Genomic DNA, 18,797 nt, shown 5'->3' with positions numbered 1-18,797 from the left:
GAGTCATGCCGCAAGTCATCCAGGAAGACGAGATAAAGGAACAGCTCGACGCCTACGAGCGCCAGCTCCGTAAGGAGTGGGATTTGCCCGCCGCGGCCAGCTCCCACTTCAAGCGCCCGGCCGAACTGGCGTTCACGCGCACAGAACGGGACAAGGTGACGATCCTGTTCGGCGGGCTCACGCGGACTCACGACTACGTGCTCAAGGCGGCCGTCCAGGGGATCGGCTACAACGCGCAGGATCTCCCCGTACCCGACAACCAGGCCCTCGCGATCGGGAAAGAGTTCGGCAACCGCGGACAGTGCAACCCGACGTACTACACGGTCGGGAACCTGGTCATGTACCTCAAAGCCCTGCGCGAGGCCGGTGTGGAAGACATCGAATCTCGCTTTGTCTTCGTCACGGCCGGGGCATGCGGACCCTGCCGCTTCGGCATGTACGAGGCCGAGTACCGGAAGGCGCTCACTGATTCCGGTTTCCCCAACTTCCGGGTGATGATCCTGCAGCAGTCGGGGGGCCTCACCGAGGACCCCACGAGCGAAACGACCGCTGAGCCGAACGGCGGCATCGACTTCAACCGCACGTTCTTCGCGACGGTGCTGCGGGCCCTCATTGCGTCAGACATCATCAACACCATGGCACAACGCATCCGGCCCTACGAAATCACGCCGGGCGCCACCGACGAGGTGCTCTCCAACGCGCGCGAGATGCTCGCCGACAGCTTCTCGCGCGGGAACTCCGTCTGGCTGACGCTCCGGCGCATCCGGAAGCCTTTCGAGAGCATCGAAGTCGATTACACCCGCTTGAAGCCGAAGGTGCGCATCACGGGAGAGTTCTGGGCGCAGACGACCGAGGGCGACGGGTCCTACAAGCTGCAGAGCTGGCTCGAGTCCGAAGGCGCGGAAGTCCTTACTGAACCGATCGGGACATGGATCGACTACATCCTGTACGGCGCAATTTCCCGTCAGAAGGAGCGCCTGGGGATTGTCAGCGGCGCACGCAAGCGGCTCGTGACACTCTGGCTGGGGTTGCGCCTCTACAAGAGCTTCTACACCTTCTACCGGTCGGCCTTCGGCTTCCGCACGGCCCCGCTGGTATCGCAGAAGGCGCTGGCCGAGGCCGCCGGTGACTACTACGACACCCGCATCGGGGGCGGCGAAGGGCACATGGAAGTGGGGAAGCACATCCTCACCTTCAAGAAGCGCGAGGCCCACATGGTGACCTCGATCAAGCCGTTCGGTTGCATGCCCAGCACCCAATCCGACGGCGTCCAGTCCAAGGTCATTTCCGACCTCAAGGAAAGCATCTTCCTGCCGATCGAGACCTCCGGCGACGGAGAGGTCAACGTCAAGAGTCGCGTCCAGATGAAGCTCTACGAGGCGAAGGTGCGCGCGCGCGAAGAACTCGGCGAGGCGCTGGAGCGGCATGGGGTCACCGTTGAGGAGGTTCGCTCCTTCGCGGCTGAACACCCGAAGCTCCTCCGCCCGACCCAGCGACTGCCCGACCGGTATGTCAGCAACGCGGCGAACTTCGTGGAGAAAGTGGCGCGCCAAATGCCGCGCCACCGCGTCCGAAAGGATGCGGCCGAACGGTCTGTCTCGTGACGGATCGCAGGCCGCCGACGGCAGTCATCCTCAGCGCCTGACCAACACGCGCCAACCGGTCCGCCGTTCACCGTTTTCCGCCCCCAGGCGGCAGGACGGTGAACGGTTGGCAAACAACCTGTAAAACGGCCGGATCCGAGCCCTTTCACGCGACCAATTTCGAGACGCACGAGCGATGTGAGTGTCGAATGCTAAACGCGTGAAGGAGCAGGAATGAACCGCATTTCCTCACTCATCTCCGCCGGGCTGGTCACGGGACTCACGGCTGCCGCTGGCGGCCTGACGGTCTCGCAGGGCCTGTTCTTCGGCACGGGCTCATCGGAGCCCGCCGCATGGTCCGACACAGCGGCCTCCCTCGCGAACGAGACCGCCCCGGTTACGAGCGATCCGCAGACGACCCCGGCGCCGCCAGCCGAGCCAGAAGTCGAGTACGTCTACCGCAACGGAGAACCGATCGTGGTGACGCGGCAAGTGCCCTACGCCGCCGGCGGGTCGTCCGGCGCCGGGGCGGCGGCCTCTTCGCCCGCGCCGGCGACCCAGCAAGCAACCCCGCCGCCACCGGCGAGCAGCACGCCTGCCGCCCCGGTGGCCAAAGCAACCACTCCGCCGCAACCGCCGGTCCAACCCCCCGCCATACCCACGCAGGCGTCGCCAACCTCGGCGCCGGCCATACCGTCAGCTGCCGCCGCCACCCCTTCCCAGGTGCCCACCGCGGCGGCGAGTGGCCCAGCACCGTCTCCGGCTTCGCCAGGCCAGCACGAAGACGACGAAGACGACGAAGACCACGAGGAGGAACACGAAGACGAAGACCACGAGGAGGAAGACGAGCACGAAGACGATCGTGACGAGGACGAGGAGGACGACGACTAATGGCCGCGAAAGGAAAAGCTGGACGAGTCAGATTCCTCGGCACGCGGGTGGCGGTCGGCGCCGGGGCGATTGCGATGTTCCTCGGCTTTTGGGGAGCCGTCGCGGCGACCGAGGATGAGGGAAAAGGCGCTGCGGCGGAACCGGAAAAGTGGGTCGAAGCGCCGGCAGTAGAGGAGGAGATCATCCAGGACGGCTGGCGCTGGGATAAAGCGACCGGCCAGTGGGTAGCAATCGAGCCCGCGGCGGCACAGGCGACAGCGGAAGCCGTGCCCGCCCGCCAGGTGGTGGTCATCGAGCAGCGGCCCGTCTACTACGTAACCCAGTACTTCCCGGTCCCAGCGAATTCAGGCGGCACAGGCGCTACCCCGGTGAGCGGGCAGACCCCGCGGAGCGACCCAACTGCCGTCCCGGGAAGCGCCACACCTGGTACTGCCGGGCAACCGGCCCCCGGGGCGCCTCTTCCGGGAGACACCATCGGGCCGTACACACCGCCGGACCCGGCTCCCAGCTCACCTCAGCCGGCCCCATCTGCGCCCCCGGCATCTGCGCCGCCCGCGGCGGTACCGGCTGCCGCACCGGTAGTACCCGCACCGGCGCCCGCAGCACCACCACCGCCGCCCGCCCCGGCGCCACCGCCTCCACCGCCCCCGCCAGCGGCGACGACCGCACCGAAGACTTCGAAGGGGTCATGATGAAACCGGCAATTCTGCTCACCGTGGTTGGCGCTGTGGCCGGCGCTTCGGCGATGAGGTACTGGTCGGACCTCGCGGCGCTGCTGGATTCGTGGATGGGTCCGCATGGGGCGTGGTACGCCTCGCGCGCGGCCGGTGTCGCGGCTTACCTCTTCCTCTGGGCGGGGCTCGCGGGGGGGCTGCTCATGTCCTCCGCCTGGTTCGACGGAATCATCGGCCGGGCGCGACTCCTGGCGATCCACCAGTCAGCTTCAATCACTGGGATTATCCTGGGGTTGGGTCACGCGCTGGTATTGATCCCCGACGGGTGGACTCATTTTGGCCTTGTCGACGTCCTTCTCCCGTTCGGGTCGTATTACGAAAGGACAGCGGTGGGCATCGGAAGCCTGAGTCTGTACCTCGGGGCGGCCGTCTCATTCTCATTCTGGTTCCGGGGCGTGATCGGCACGAGAGCCTGGCGCTGGTTGCATCGAGCGTCGTTCGTCAGTTTCGCCGGCGCTCTCTGGCACGGGCTGAAGGTCGGCACGGACAGTTCGGAGCCCTGGCTCATGGCGATCTACGTCGTCACCAGTCTCAGCGTCGTGTTCTGGCTCGTGGTCCGGTTGACGTACATCCGTCCGCAGCGCCGGCGCGCCGCCGTGGAGGTGGCGGTTGGCTGATAGCCGCCACGCCGCTGAGCTCCTGAACGAGCTGATCGAGGGGCGCATGGCCGCTTCCCCCTACGCGGGGGATGCAGCGGCGCTCGCTGTACTGGCGCGTCGGTGCCGCCAGGTTCAGCTGCCCGGCCCTTCACCGGCCCAGCATTCGCGGATGCGCTCCCGCTTCTGGTCTTCGGTTGAACGGGGCGACGCCTGGTTCGGGCTGCTCCGGGGATTCGGGCAGCGCCTGAATCCCCGGCTTGCGGCGGGCGTCCTGGCAGTCTCCCTGTTCGGCGGAGGAGCCAGTTACGCAACCGGATACACCCCGGCATCGGCTTTTGAAGACACCGCCACCGTCGTGCGGACTCTCGCGCGCAACCTGGCACCCCACCGGCCCGGCGGACCGCCATTCCTGCAGGTGTCCCCGGAAGTTGCACTCGAGGCCGCGCAACCTGGCGAGCCTCCGGAAGACGCAGAGGGAGCCCGCCGCAGCGATCCTTCGGAGCCCGGCGGATCGCCGGCGCCTTCCGAGCCTTCGTCCCCCGCGGGCGCCGCTGCGGCCCCAACCGGAACCTCTGAATCGTCGGCCACTCCGACGCCCAGTGCCACGACGAGCACTCCGACACCCAGCTCTACCGCCACCAAGAATCCGGAGCCGCCGCTGCCCGCCGGCGGGTCGGCCGCGACGCCAACGCCGAGCCCGACTCAGTCCGCGGGATCTGGCGGACAGCCTCCAGTGCCTGGAACACCCCCACCCGGCTCCCCGACGCCAACGCCAACGGCAACGACAACGCCAACGCCCTCCCCTGCGCCGTCTCCCTCGCCTGCTCCTTCAGCGGGCGACGACGAGCACGAGCACGAGGACGACGAGGAAGGCGAAGAAGACGACGAGGAGGACGAGGGCAAGAAGGAAGACGACGGCGAGCACGGCGACGAAGAGGAGATGCAGGCCACTCCCTTAGGAGGTGGCGAATGAGCGCGGCCGTACTCCGATGGCACAACCCGGGTTGGGCGGCCGCCATGCCGTCGCGACAACCCGGCCACCGCATCTGGCCGACCGCGGTTCGCGGCACGGAGTACAACGCCCTCCGGGACAGAGATCACGAGAGCTGGAATGTCCTTTTCGACCAGGAAGCGCCAGCCATCTACCGGTACGCGCTCTCCCGCCTCGGCGATGCCGGGCTTGCAGAGGAAGCGACGAGTGACGTCTTCGAGGCGGCGTGGAAGGGCGCCGAGTCATACACCGACCGCGGCCTGCCAGCTCGGGCGTGGCTATTCGGCATCGCCCGGCACGTGGTCGCCAGCCAGCAGCGCAGGTGGAGGAGACGAGCGCCGCAGATCAGCATCGACGCCTACGTCGAGAGCGGCCAGTCGGAGTCGCACGACGACCGGCTGGACCTTGTCCGCGCAATCGCAGCGCTCACGGCGGCACACGCCGAGGTCATCAATCTCCGGTTCCTGCAAGGGTTGTCTCTTGCCGAGACGGCGCAGGTCCTGAATGTCACCACCGACGCGGTCAAGGGCCGCCAGCTACGCGCGCTGGAGGCACTTCGGCGTGAATTGGGCGAACCGTAGGGTCACAGGGCCGGGGCGAGTCCCCGATCCACCGCCGCTTCTACCCCTCCGCCGGGATCGGAGATGCGAAGCGGATGCCAAAACCGTCCGGGTCGGTGACGATGAAGTCGCGGAGGCCGTAGTCGCGGTCACCGATGGGGACGAAGACCGGTGCGCGAAGTTCACCCGCAAGACGCCAGCACGCATCGACATCGGGGACCATGACCCGGATGTTCGCCGCGGGGTGAAGCGGCGGGTCGACGAGACGGCGGCTCAGCTGGAGGAACAGCCCGCAACCTTCCCAGCGAAGGACCGCGAAGTCGTCCTCCTCGCGTTCGACTTCGAAGCCGAGCCGCGTGTAGAACGCAAGCGAAGCGGCGAAGTCGCGCACGAAGAGTTCGAGGACAAGCTGTTCCTGTGGTGGGACGAATGCCATGCGGGCGCAGTCTACGCGCCGGGGCCAGGGCCGGATGAACCGGAATCGCTCTACCTGCGCAGGCGCACGATCGGTCCTTCGCTGAAGACGCCGGGAATGGATACGCCGAGGCGCTCATGGACGCTCCGCGGGATCCCGATGTCGGCGAGGAAGAGTTCGCCGGTATGCTGCCGGGCTCCAGGTTCCAGGACGCCGCGTTTCGGCAGGTCCAGCATGAGCGTCGTGCAAGCCCGGATGGCCGGCGTGCTGACCTCGCCGGTCGTTGCGTTGACGCCGGTGGGGACATCGAGTGCGAGGGTGGGCCTGGCTGCCTGGAGCGAGAGCTGGGTAACCGCGCTGGCGATTCCCTGGGGCGCCCCTTCGAGGCCATAGCCGATAAGCGCGTCGATGACGAGGTCGGCATCGGCAAGCTGGTCCTCGACCGTGATTTCGCTGGATTCGAGGTCGGCCGGTTCGAGGATGCCGGCGTAGCGCAGCGTCTGGAGCTGGCGCCGGACCATGAAAGCCGCTTCTTCTTCGACCCCGCAGATGATGGGGTCGATCCGGAAGCCCCAGTTCGAGAGGTGCCGCGCGGCGGTCAGGCCGGCGGCTCCCTTGTTGCCGCCGCCGCAGAGGATGACGATCCGCTGCCCCCGCCCACGGCCACCGAGCATCGCCAGGGCAAGCAGGCTCGCCGCGCGCCCGGCGTTTTCGGTGATCTGGAGGATGTCGACGCCGAACTCTTCCTGGGCGACACGCTGCACGTCGCGCATCTGCACGGCGCTGACGCCCCGCACTTCCGTGACCTTGCGCTGGGGGAACCCGCTCGGGTCCGGTTTCACCGACATTCGACACCTCGTGGACGAGCCACGATCGAGTTTACGCCTGCTTCGTGAAAGGCGTAACGATCAGGCTTCCTCGCCCGGATAGGTGGCGGTGATGCGGGCGGAGATGCCGCCGCGCGTGTTGAACTCACCCGTGACGGCAAGGAAGCGCGGCGAGATCGCGGCGACGATGTCGTCGAGGATGGTGTTGACGACGTTCTCGTAGAAGATGCCGCGGTTTCGGAACGACTGGAGATAGAACTTGAAGCTGCGAAGCTCGATGCAGCGGCGGTCGGGAGTGTAGCTGATGACAATGGTGCCGAAATCGGGCTGGCCGGTCATGGGACAGACGCTGGTGAATTCGGCCGCGGTGAACTCGATATCGTAGTCGCGTTCCGGGAACTGGTTCTCGAACGAGTCGATCGTTCCGTCGGTGCGGAATGTGTTTTCGGACATGGATCGAGGGTGCGGCGCGGCCGGCTGGGGTGCAAGCCCGTCAGGAGACCGGGTGATCGACGGCGTCAGTCTCGCGGCAAACCCAGGCCGCGGGTGGCGACGATGTTGCGGTTCACTTCGCTGGTGCCGCCGGCGATGGTGTAGCTCGGCGCCGCCATCGCCCAGCGCTCGACCTGGCCTCGCAGCGGGGCGTACTTCGAGCCAGGCTCCAGGGTGCCCGGGAGGCCGATGACGCGCAGGCCGGTGATGCCCATCTGGCGCTGCAGCTCGGTGCCGAAGATTTTCGAGACCGAGGCCTCCGAGTTCGGGACCTTGCCCTCGCTCTGCATCTGGGCGACGCGGTAGCAGAGCCAACGGCCAATTTCAAACTCGAGGTAGCGTTCGGCGAGTTCGTGACGGAGCTCCGCACGGGCTTTCAGGGCAGGGACACCCTTCACGTAGTCGATGAGGGCGCCGAGGGTGCTGCGGGTCATGACCACGCGGTTGATGGAGCTGCGCTCCTGGTCGAGCGTGGTGGTCGCGATATACCAACCGCGGTTCTCCTCGCCGATAAGGCAATCGCGCGGGATGCGCACATCCTCCAGGAAGACTTCCGTGAAGTGGTGGCTGCCCATCATGTTCACGAGTGGACGAACGGTGACGCCGGGGGTCTTCAAGTCGAGCATGAAGTAGCTGATCCCGCGGTGCTTTGGCGCATCTGGTTCGGTGCGAGCGAGAAGGATGCCCCAGTCGGCATCCAGCGCCCCGCTGGTCCAGATCTTCTGGCCGTTGAGCACGTATTCATCACCGTCGCGGACGGCCCGGGTCTGGAGAGAGGCAAGGTCGGAACCGGCGCCGGGTTCGGAGAAGAGCTGGCACCAGTGGACGTCGGCAGTCCGCATCGAGGGTAGCCAGCGATCCCGCTGTTCGGGCGTGCCGTGCATCATGAGGGCGGGCCCGGCGAGCCAGACACCCTGGTCGTAGGCGCCGGGGGCCCCGGCCGAACTCATCTCTTCCATGTAGACGGTCTGGGTCATGTAACTGGCGCCGGCTCCGCCGAAGTCCCTGGGCCAGCCCATGGTGAGCCAGCCGCGAGCGGCCAGCTTCTTGCGGAACTCTTCGGTGAAACGCGCGTGTTCCGGGCTGACATGATCCCGGTCGTTACGCATATCCCAATCCCCGGCGGGAAGCTCGGCAGCCAGGAACTCACGAAGCTCGGTGCGAAACGCGGCGTGTTCGGGCGAGTCGAGAAACAGCATTGGTCCACCAGCGCGAAGGTAGGCCGGAGTATACCCGGCGACCCCGCCCACAAGGTGGAGCCGGACCGGAAGAAATCTTCACAGAAGGCCCCGAACGGCCCCGAACGGAATCTGGAGCTCGCCGTAATCGTTGGAGATAAACGCAAGGGGGAAGGGAAACATCACAGCAGGGGTTGTGTGCCGCGAGGCGTCGTTGGCTATCATCCCGGTCTGCCCGACGGGCGAAGGTGTTGTTGGTAGCCCCCGCCGCCAGCCGTTTCGTGCCGCCGAAGCAGCGATGGCCCTTCCAAAGGAAGGGTGCTGTCCCCTGGAATAGGCGGGTGATTGCTTGAAGCAGCGTGCCGGGCTGCGAGCAAAGGGTGACGCTTGGCGTCTTCGCGCAACGCTGGCGGTCGTCGCAGTAGTGGTTGCTGCCTTCGCGGCGGGCCACCAGGCGGAAGACGCCCGGGCCGTCGGCGAGGGCATCTTCCAGCTGGATAAGACCGCCTATGCGACCCCAGAGGGGACGGCAGTCCTCGTAACGATCCAGCGCACCGATGGCGGTGTCCTCACGAACGACGTGAAGGTCATCCTCCAGGTCGACGGGGTCACGGAATTCGACATCCCAACGGCGGAAGCGACAAAGCTCGTGACGTTCCCAAAGGGGACGAACCTCGCGTCGCAATCGACCTTCATCCAGACCCTCAATAAAGAACAGTTCAAGGACCGCACCATCCAGGTCACCATCCTGAGCATCGATCAGGGGGGCCTGATCGGCCCGCGTTCGACGGCGCCGATAACGTTGCTCGGTTCGGGGACGCCGCGAGTCTTCGATGTCTCGCCCGACAGCGGCGGCAGCTACGCCGGCGAGGGGACCATCCTGACGGTCACCGGCGAGAACTTCATCGTCGCTGGAGCGACGGTGAATTCCTCGGTGGAATCGGTGCAGTTCTGGCAGCCGTTCGCACCGGCCGCCGAACAGACAGTTACGATGGTCTCGAACAACATCGAAGTGCTTTCGCCAACCGTCCTCAGAGTGCGGGTGCCCGCGCTGCTCGCCGACTTCGGCGCGCCCCCGTACAACCAGAGCACCTCGACTTACGACGTGCGCATCGAAGTGACGCCCGTCCCCGCTCAGATCCCACCCACCTACCTCAGCCCGATAACACCGGGCGACAAGTACGTCTACACCACGGGGCCGACCGTCACGAGCCTTTCCGTCCGACAGGGGCCGCCGACCGGCGGGACCCAGGTCACGGTGAACGGGACGAACTTCCCCCCGGCCGGGGCGCCGGGAACGCCGTGTGCGTTCGCTCCGCTGACCTCGGTAACGTTCGGTGGGGCGAACGTCACCAGCTGCAAGTACGGCGCGCCAAACCAGTTGATCGTCACGACACCGGCGCACATCTCGGGGCCGGTGTTCGCCGTGGTCACCGATGCGGGAGTGCGTTCGCCGGAAGTCCCGGATGCCGCCTACAACTACCAGGGGCTGCCGGTCATTACCGGGATGAACCCGAATTTCGGGCCGCAAACGGGCGGTAGCCCAACAACCATCGCCGGCTCCAACTTCTTCGTCGGGGGACAGCCACCGACATCGGTGCTGTTCGGAGGGAACCCGGCGCAATTCACCCTCATCAACGACAACCAGATCATCGCGACGGTGCCGCCCGGTTCCGGCGTCCAGCAGGTGAAGATCATCCACCCGGTCTCGGGGACGAGCGAGTACCGGACCGAGGCGAACTACACCTACAGCACCGGCCCGCTGATAAACCAGATCTCACCCGCGAACGGGCCGTCCGTCGGCGGCACGATCGTCACGATCGCCGGCAGTGGCTTCCTCGCCGGGGCGGTCGTGAAGTTCGGCGATGTGCAGGCGTTCTCGGTCGTGGATAGCAGCACGAAGATCACGGCGACGGCCCCACCGGGTGTCTCGACCGTCCAGGTGAGCGTCAACGTGAACGGGACGCTCAGCGTGCCCGGCCCACAGGCGGCCTATTCGTACGACGGGCCAACGGTGACCGGCATTAGCCCGATAGCCGGGCCCCCGGCGGGCGGGACGACGATCGCGATCAAGGGGACGAATTTCACAACTGCCTCAGTCGTCCACATCGGCCAGGCCATCGCACCTTCGGTGTTCGTCGACCCGACGACCCTTACGGCCGTCACGCCACCGGTCCCCACGGGTGCTGCCGCGCACGTCCGCGTGACGACCGGTTCCGGGCAGAGTCCGGAGGGACCGGAGGACGTGTTCACCTACACGAGCGGGCCGATTGTCGACGCGGTGAACCCTGACAACGGGCCCACAACCGGGGCATCGATCGTGGTCATCACGGGGAAGAACTTCACGGCACCGCTCTCGCTAACGTTCGGGGGCATCGCGGCGACCTCGTTCAACATCAACAGCGCTACCCAGATCACCGTGCTTTCTCCACCGAACAGCACTCCCGGGGCAGTCGACGTCCGGGTGACGAAAGGCGCCGATGTAAGCCCGGCCGGGCCGAAGACCAAGTTCACCTATGTGTCCGCCGTCCCGAAGATCGTCGCCATCACGCCGAACTCGGGTTCGACCTTCGGCGGGACCGAGATCACGCTCACGGGGACGGGGTTCACCGGTGCGGTTTGCCCGGGGGCGGTGAAATTCGGCGCGTTCAACGCACCCTCGTGCACGGTGATCAACGACACGACGATCTCGACGGTCGCGCCTCCGAACGTGGCGGGGCCGATCGTTGTCGTCATCCAAACGGCCAACGGGACGAGCGATATCGTGCCGAACTACACCTACATTAGCCCGAGCGGCCCCGGCGGGGGCACCGCTCCCCCTGCGCCATCGGCAGGCGGGGTGAACACCTACACCCTTACCTCGCGTTGGACGCTACTAACGTGGACGGGCATGCCGGCCACCGCGGTCTCGGAAGCGATCAGGGGGACGGGTGTAACCGGAGCTTCGGACCTGACGACGCGCATTTCCGCAATCTATCTGTGGGACCCGGCGACGAGCAGCTACAAGGCGTATTTCACCGGTTCGGAAGGTATCCCGGGAGCGAACGACTTCACCACGTTCACGCAGGGCGCGGTGTACTGGGTGGCAATCCTGGGTACGGGCCAGGTCCCGTGGCTAGTGAAGTCGCCCTAGGTGCCGATCTTCACCCTGAGGCCCCGGGTTAACCCCGCCGCCGCGCACCGCCAGGGAATGGCCGGGCGGAGGACGCCCGGCTATCCTGTGATTCAGTGGCGGATCAGCCGCAAGCCAGAAGGGACCGCCCGTTGAAGTTCGGGACCCTCCAGGTGTATCCGCGCCAGGGCCTGCTCGTTGAGCACGGTCTGGACCTTCCGTCTGCCCTGATTGGGCGGGGCGAAGGCTCCAACATCCACATCGACGACTTCTCGATTTCGCGGCGCCATGCCCGCCTGACGGTCGATTCCGGGCGGCTCCTGGTCGAGGACCTGGGAAGCGTCGGGGGGACCTTCGTCAACGGTGAACGTCTCGAGCCGGGCGTACGCCACCTCGTCGAAGACAGCGCTGTCCTGCGGTTCGGCGAAATCGAAGCGCGCTACCTGCCTCCCGAGACGGTCGATGCGACGCTGGTCGCGCTCGATGCGAACACCGAGGTCGTCTCGGCCGGCGGCCTGAGCATCGCCCTGGTCTCGCCGGAGACGCCGGTCGAAGCCGGCCGCACCACGACCGCCACGTTGGTGGTTACAAACCGCGGCCGCATCGTCGACAACGTGCGGGTCGAGGTCCCCGACTTGCCGGCCGACTGGTACTCGGTCGATACGCCGGCCTTCCCAATCCTTCCCGGCGGCCGCGCCGATGTGAAGGTCAGCATCCACCCACCGCGCAGGCACGATTCGCTTGCCGGCGGCTACACGTTCACGGTCGCGGTCCGCTCGCAAGAGTACGATGAGCACCCGGAGACGCAGGGGAACTTCCACGTCCTGCCGTTCGAGTCGGCGACGATCTCGCTCGAGGCAATCCGCAGTAAGCGCGACTTCCGCCTGTTGGCCGAGAACCGCGGCAACGACGTCGCCCGCTACGAGCTTTTCGGCAGCGACGACGAGCAGGCATTCCAGTACGGCTTCGAGTCGCCGGCAATCGAGCTCCAGCCGGGCGAAAAGCGCATCATCAACCTGTCGGTGCGCCGGCCGCGGCAACTTTTCGGGGCTGCCCAGCAACCGCCGTTCACGATTGTCGGCAAGTCGGCTTCGGGCGCCGAGATCTCGGCAAACGGGCAGCTCGCGGTGCGGCCGCCGCTGCAGAAGTTCCGGATGCCGGTGCTCTTTTCGCTCGCGGCACTCGTCCTGGCCGTGACCGCTATGGCGGTCCTGATCGTCACCGACGGCGACGGCACGAACACGGCGAACGCCGAAGACCCCTACGCCGGCGTTCACCTTTGCACCGACGACAAGGCCAAGGACGACCAGGCGAAGAAGAACGCCGCGGCCGCCAACGACAAACCACTGACCGGCGCGACCGTCGTCGGTCCCTACGACGGCGGTCGGCCAGTCTTCGGCGAAGTGGACAAGAACGGCGCGCCCTTCTTCGCCCAGAGCGACGCCCGCTGGGCCACGCAGGAGTACGCCCGCTCCACCGAGCTGCCGAACGGGAAGGACTGGTGCGGCACCACGATCGAGCAGTGCGGCTGCGCGATGACCTCGGTCTCGGTGATGCTCGCCCTCTACGACATCCTGCAGATGCCCGGAGGCGAGCCGCTCAGTCCGAAGGCTTTGAACGACTGGTTCAACGGCGCGGCACGGCAGACCGACCGCGGATGGGTCAGCCGCGGATACATCTACGGCGACGTGATCTGGTCGGCGGCGAATGAGCTCTCAGCCGAGATCGCCCGGGTGAAGCCCGGGTCTCGCACCGTCCGCTTCGTTCGCACAGGCAGCGGTTCCGAAGATGACATCCGGGCGGAACTGAACGCGGGCAGGCCGGTCATCCTCGAAGTACCGGGCCACTGGATCGCCGCAGTCGGGCTCGACAACGATGGGGCGATCCTCATCAACGACCCGTTCTATCGCGACCGGAAGACGCTCGATGTCTACAAGGGGAAGGTCCGCAGTTCGGTCCACTACGAACCGAGCAGCGACCTGAGTTCGGTGGTGATTACTGCGCCCGCGGATGTGAAGTTCAAGATCACCGACAAGCAGGGGCGGGTGGTGAACACCGGCACGGGCACGCTCGACGCGCCGGCCGAGAGCCTGAACCAGATCCCCGGCGCCTCCGTGGCGGCACGGCATGCATGGCGGGACCCCACCTGCATCGAGAGCGCACCACCGACTGACGCGGGCACGAACCAGGTGGTCCTGCCGGGCTCGCGTGACGACTACACCATCGAAATCATCAGCGCGGGCGACCAGGGTGGGGCGCTGGCCATCCACACGTACGGGCGGGACGGCGCCTCGTCGATCGCCACGATCGAAGGCGGCGAGGGCACGAAAGCCGAGATCGCCTTCGACCCGAACGCCGACAAGCCCGTCATCAACGTTTCGACCAACGGGACGCCCCAGGCCACTTCCACCCCGCAGCCGGGCGACGGCGGCGCAGGCGGCGACACCGAGACGCCGACGCCCCGGCCCGCGCCATCGGCCTCGCCGGCGCCGACGAGCACACCGTTCGTGGAACAGCGGACGGCGATGACACTCTCAGCCGAGCCGGGGCAGACCCGCGTCGAGGTGGCGACGAACTCGGGGTTCGAACTGGGCGACCCGATACGGTTCGCACCCGGCTTACCGAACGAAGAAGACAACATCATCGTCGGGTTCGGCTCGTTCATCCTGGCGACGCCGTTGAAGTTCGCACACGGCCCGGGCGAGCCGATCGCCCGGTTGCAACGCCCGCCGGGCCAGGGCCCGGGGCTTCCACCGGGTATCACGCCGCCCCCGAGCACGGGCCCGCTCGAGCCTCCCAAAGAGGTGACGATGGCGTGCAGCACGCTCTACCAACCCTCGCCAAAGCAGGCGACGCTGATCTGCGACCTGACCGTGAACGGCACCTTCACCACAACGCGCTGGACGCTCAACGGAAAGGTGGTGTCCGAGTTTTCGGGGTCGCCGTCCCTGATCATGACCTTCCCCGGCGACACCCCGGCGAGCGTCTCGGCGACGGTCTGCAATGTGACGCTCTGCCGTTCGACATCGCGGAACGAGCAGGTTCTATTCCCCGCGACCGGAACGGGCGGCAGCGGCACCGGCGGGACAGGGACCGGGGGAACAGGCACAGCCGTCGTGCCCACACCGCCCGCCGGCACGGTAACGGTCACCTGCGGCACTGCGTTCGACCAGGCGAAGACCCCGGCGGTTGCGAACATCACCTGCCAGGCGAACTTCTCCGGGGAGTTCACGAGCATCTCCTGGTCCGCACCGGGAGGGAAGCCCGCGAACGCGAGCGGGGCGAAGAAGACGTTTGAAACGCAGTTGGTAAACGACCTGGGGGCCCCGACGACCGTCAAGATCACGGCGACGGTCTGCAATTTCGGGACCTGCCGCACATCTCAGCCACTGACGGTCGGGATCGGCCAGACAAAGACGATCGTCGATGCGGATCCGGCGGGCGGCGTGCCGCAGCGGCACAGCGTGACGCTCTTCGCGATCGTCACCGGCCTCAACGGGATCGTGCCGCAGGGCGGTAGCGTCCAGTTCATCGCCGACGACATCCCGATTAACCCGAGTGCCGCGCTGATCACCGTGGGCAGCCTCTCGGTCGCCCAGGTCTCGGTCCAGACCGGCGGCACCTCCGGCCTGTCGACCGTCGGCACACACACCGTCAAGGCGGTCTACAGCGGCGGGCTGAACGCGTTCGGAAGCGAGAGCCTCGTGCGGGACTTCGAGGTGTTGCCGCCGATCCCCGATGGCTGCGATTCGGTAGATGAAGACGCGAATGGCGACACGGATGAGACATGTAGCTTCGCGCTACCGAAGAACCTCGGCGGCGGGACCGTGGTGAACTCGGTAAGCATCAGCGGCGGCCTGACCGATGGTGCACCGAACGCCGTCGTCGCGTCGCCCGGCCAGCCGCTGACCATCACAGGCACGGTCGGGCGGACCGACTACTGTCCGGGGTGCCTCCGCCAGCTCTACATCGGGATTGGCCCAAACACGACCACGGGCACGCCGGGCGTCGGCCCCCAGTGCAACTACAGCGGCGGCATGCTCCAGATCCCTGCTGCCCTGGCGTTCGCACCAACTTCGTTTACGGCGCCAACCGTGCCAGGCGTCTATTACCTCCGAGCGACCACCACACTGGACTACTTCTGCGTCGGACCCGGTGTGGGGCCGCCTGACAAATCGATCGGCCGGATCGTTGTCAGGGACTCGATCAAACCGGTCGTGGACGCCTTCGCCAACACCGCCGACGCACTGCCGACCAGCCCGTGGGACAACGTGCTCTCAGCGCCGACCACGAAGGCCGCTGCGGGTGAGCAGCTGCTTATCCGCGCGAGAGTCCCCGCCGGGGCGACAGGTGCTATCGACATCCGCGGGTTCAAGAACGCGGCCGGTAACGATGTCGCCGTGGTAGCGCTGGTATGCCCGCCGGGGGGCGTCGTCCCATCGGGGACGTTCAGGGGTTCGGCGTGCACTCCGGGCGAGGCGCGCGTGCTCTCGCCTGCCCTCCTGGACGACTACCCGGTCCTGAGTATCACGGCGGAGTACCGAAACGATGCTCCGTTGCGCCTGCTCGATCCCGCATTTGGGTTTACGGCGCCGACGACCGTGGTCAACTACCCCGTCTACCTGGCCAGTTCACCTTCGGACCCCTACGGCCTGAGTGTGCTGGTGGCGGCAACGGTCTCGATTTCGGCGGCGCCGAATCCCGTGCGGATGGGCGACCAGTTCACGTTGACGGCGACGGTTACCTCGGCGAACGCTTCGCTAAACCTGTTCGGGACAGGCGGTTCGGTGCAGTTCATGGCCGGGACGAACCTGATCGGGGCCGCCCAAACCGTCACGAATACGGACGGGACTGTCTCGATCAACTGGACACCGCGGAACTGCGATAACTACGACACCAACCCGGCGAACAATTGCTCGACGGCGAACGAAGGGTTCCCCTTCGATACGCGCGACGACAACGACCGTGGGTATTACGACAACGTGCATGCCGTGTTCACGACTGGCACCTCGGACCTGAAGGGCGCCACCTCGGTCGACATCAATGTCGATATCAACCCGGCCACTTCGACTACGACGATGACCGTCTCGCCGACGACCGTCGCGGTCGGCGGGACGGTCAGTCTCGAGGCAGTGGTGAGCGCTTCCGGTGGGTTCACACCTTCGGGCGGGAGCGTGCAGTTCAAATTCCGAAAGGCAAGCGAGTCGGCTTCATCGGCAGCGAACCTGGGGCCGCTTGTGCCGCTAGCGTTGGACAGTGGGACCTGGAAGGCCTCCATCCCCAGCCTCTCCACGGGCGCGGACGGCGACGCGATCCACGAGGCGGCGAATTACATCATCACTGCGGAGTTCCAGGGGACCAGCCAGGTGGGCATAAGCGCCTCCGGCGACACGCCACTCACCGTGACAAAGGCCGCGCCGGCACTGACGGTGACATTGCCCGGGAGTGGCACCGTGACCGTTGGCGACACCGGGAACATCCGCGCGGTCGTCTCGGGGAGCCCGTCGAACCGGCTCGATGACAGCCCCGCCCGGCTGAAGTTCTTCGACGGCGCGACCGAACTGGCCAGCCTCACGGTTTCGAACCTGGGGAGCGGCGTGCTGGGAGCCGACTTCAGCGTCTCGTCGTTGAACGCCGGGGCGTACAGCATCACGGTGGAATACGTCGCGAACGCGTACTTCACGGGGACGACATCCAGCGCACAGACGCTGACGGTGAACAAGTACTCACCGTCGATCGCGGTGAACACCATCACCGCCGTCCAGGTCGGTAGCGACCTGACCATCTCTTCCACGCTGCAATGCGGCGGAGGAGCCTGCTCCGGAGTGCGCGACCATGCCGGCGGGTCCGTCTCGTTCTACAAGGACAGCGTGTCCGCAACGAACCTCCTCGCGACGGACACGTCGATTTCGGTGGGCGGGACAGCGAGTATCACCGTTTCGACGGGAGACGCACTGCTGCTCCCGGCGGCCGGTACGGCGTACTCCATAGTCGCGGCATTCAACGGAGACGCCACAAACGGGAACTTGAACGCGGTGACGAGCGCAGCAGCGACCGTGACGCTGACGAAACGGACGCCCGCTGTGACCGTACCCGAACCAGAGCCAGCCGATCGGCACCACGATCACACTCACCGCAACCGTCACCTCAGGTTCGGCGAGCGTGAGCCCTGACTGCTCGGCCTGCGTCCAGTTCAAGGTGGGGGCTCTCCAAAGCAGTGCCGTGGCCATCGGCACGCCGCAAAACGTCGCGAGCGGGACAGCGAACCTCACGGGAGTCACGACCGGCGGCGGCACAGGGACGTTCGGCTCCAGTGGCGGTTACGTGATCTGGGCCGAGTACACGGCGAACACGAATCTCAACGCCGCCTCCGACAGCGGGAACCTGACCCTCGCGCAGCCGGTAGACCTGACGGTCTCGGCGCCTGCCATCGTCCAGGTGAACACGGCGGCAACGCTGAGCGCGACGGTCTCTCCGGCTTCGGCCCCGGGTACGGTGCAGTTCAAGGTCAATGGCACGAACCACGGTTCGCCCCAGACGCTCTCAAGCGGAGCCGCCTCGATCTCATGGACGCCGACGGCTTCGGGGAGTTACAGCATCACGGCCACCTACAACTCGTCGAGTACGACCTACCTGGACGACGACACCTCGAACACGGCGACGGTGGCGGTGCCGGCCGCAGTGACCATCACCATCTCGGCCGCGGCTGCAGTGACTGTCGGGGCCATCACTCAACGGGTTGGCGCCGGCAGCCCTGGCACCGTCAGGTTCTTCGGGTGTAAGTCTCGGGTAGTGGCGGTGTCGGCAGACACACGGCGAGTCGACTTTCTCTGGACGCCATCATCCTCGGGCGGCCGGCAACGCTCAGGCCACCCCACGTCCTCCGCGAACTACCGGGCCGAACTCCGCCGAGCGTGGCCACAGCCCGCACTCGCCGGGCACCACCCATGGGTAACGGGGCCGGCTCCGAACACTACCTGCTCGGCCTGCCTGCCCGGAATCCGGGACCGCCCACGGTGCGAGTCGCTCGACCATTGGGTCGTCCGACGGAACCGCCCGCTCGAGTTCGCGAGCGGGCTCGGCCGGCCACATCCAAACGCAGACGAGTGACCATCTCACAAGAGCCGGTCTCGCCGTCACCACATCCGGGACTGCGCCGGGAACCATCGCCGTGTACGGGGTGCGTGAGCCGTCACCGTGACGGGCGACGGTACGGTTACCGGAGGGCTCCCGACGCCAGTGTTAGGACACATCCGGTTCGAGGTCAACGGTTCCAACATTCGGGCGCGCCCCCCCGGCACCCCCCCGGGGGGGGTCCCCCCCCCCCTTCTCCGCCCCTGAGGCCGGGGGGGTGGTGGGGGGTTCCCGGTGTTGGTGTGTGGTGGGGCGTTGTTTTAGTCGGCGATGGGTTCGAG

12 protein-coding genes are annotated in these 18,797 nt (G+C 66.6%); 8 read left to right on the top strand and 4 right to left on the bottom strand.

All coding sequences use genetic code 11. From position 1 onward, the window contains the following. From IPG14_RS09320 to IPG14_RS09300, 5 genes are all read left to right on the top strand, one after another. Positions 1-1,604: 2-hydroxyglutaryl-CoA dehydratase (locus IPG14_RS09320; RefSeq protein ID WP_343391613.1), on the top strand; the 1,604-nt coding region annotated here is incomplete at its 5' end. Positions 1,605-1,817: 213 nt separating this feature from the next. Beyond that, on the top strand, positions 1,818-2,474 hold the full coding sequence (locus tag IPG14_RS09315; protein WP_343391612.1) for a hypothetical protein: 657 nt from the start codon (positions 1,818-1,820) through the stop codon (positions 2,472-2,474). Beyond that, complete coding sequence (locus IPG14_RS09310) at positions 2,474-3,166, top strand: hypothetical protein (RefSeq protein ID WP_343391611.1); 693 nt, start codon at positions 2,474-2,476, stop codon at positions 3,164-3,166. The genes IPG14_RS09315 and IPG14_RS09310 overlap by 1 nt, the downstream gene beginning before the upstream one ends. Then, entirely contained in the window at positions 3,166-3,825 is a 660-nt protein-coding gene (locus IPG14_RS09305) for a hypothetical protein (RefSeq protein ID WP_343391610.1), read from the top strand. Before IPG14_RS09310 ends, IPG14_RS09305 begins: the two co-directional genes overlap by 1 nt. 951 nt (positions 3,826-4,776) lie before the next feature. Then, entirely contained in the window at positions 4,777-5,379 is a 603-nt protein-coding gene (locus tag IPG14_RS09300; protein ID WP_343383869.1) for a sigma-70 family RNA polymerase sigma factor, read from the top strand. A gap of 40 nt (positions 5,380-5,419) precedes the next feature. On the opposite strand, the gene IPG14_RS09295 is transcribed toward IPG14_RS09300, so the two are convergent. From IPG14_RS09295 to IPG14_RS09280, 4 genes are all read right to left on the bottom strand, one after another. Then, positions 5,420-5,794, bottom strand: a complete 375-nt coding sequence (locus tag IPG14_RS09295; RefSeq protein ID WP_343391609.1) for a VOC family protein — start codon at positions 5,792-5,794, stop codon at positions 5,420-5,422. A gap of 50 nt (positions 5,795-5,844) precedes the next feature. Further along, entirely contained in the window at positions 5,845-6,621 is a 777-nt protein-coding gene (locus IPG14_RS09290) for an NAD(P)H-hydrate epimerase (protein WP_343391608.1), read from the bottom strand. Positions 6,622-6,681: 60 nt separating this feature from the next. Beyond that, on the bottom strand, positions 6,682-7,053 hold the full coding sequence (gene queF / locus IPG14_RS09285; protein WP_343383866.1) for a preQ(1) synthase: 372 nt from the start codon (positions 7,051-7,053) through the stop codon (positions 6,682-6,684). Positions 7,054-7,118: 65 nt separating this feature from the next. Then, positions 7,119-8,291: an acyl-CoA dehydrogenase family protein gene (locus IPG14_RS09280; protein ID WP_343383865.1), complete on the bottom strand. Its 1,173-nt coding sequence runs from the start codon at positions 8,289-8,291 to the stop codon at positions 7,119-7,121. A 328-nt stretch (positions 8,292-8,619) separates the two neighbouring features. On the opposite strand from IPG14_RS09280, the gene IPG14_RS09275 reads away from it, so the two are divergent. The 3 genes from IPG14_RS09275 to IPG14_RS09265 all read left to right on the top strand — a co-directional run bounded on the left by IPG14_RS09275 (position 8,620) and on the right by IPG14_RS09265 (position 18,492). Further along, a complete protein-coding gene (locus IPG14_RS09275; RefSeq protein WP_343391607.1) occupies positions 8,620-11,403 on the top strand; it encodes an IPT/TIG domain-containing protein in 2,784 nt (927 codons plus the stop codon). Positions 11,404-11,534: 131 nt separating this feature from the next. After that, positions 11,535-17,555, top strand: coding sequence for an FHA domain-containing protein (locus IPG14_RS09270; RefSeq protein ID WP_343391606.1), 6,021 nt, complete (start codon positions 11,535-11,537; stop codon positions 17,553-17,555). Further along, on the top strand, positions 17,545-18,492 hold the full coding sequence (locus IPG14_RS09265; protein ID WP_343391605.1) for an Ig-like domain-containing protein: 948 nt from the start codon (positions 17,545-17,547) through the stop codon (positions 18,490-18,492). Before IPG14_RS09270 ends, IPG14_RS09265 begins: the two co-directional genes overlap by 11 nt. Positions 18,493-18,797 lie beyond the last annotated feature (305 nt).

The sequence above is a fragment of the Candidatus Amarobacter glycogenicus genome, from assembly GCF_016704105.1.
GTDB classification, from domain to species: Bacteria; Chloroflexota; Dehalococcoidia; order Tepidiformales; family Tepidiformaceae; genus Amarobacter; species Amarobacter glycogenicus.
The sequence above is the reverse complement of the archived record's forward strand: the minus strand, read 5'-3'. Positions and strand labels throughout refer to the sequence as shown.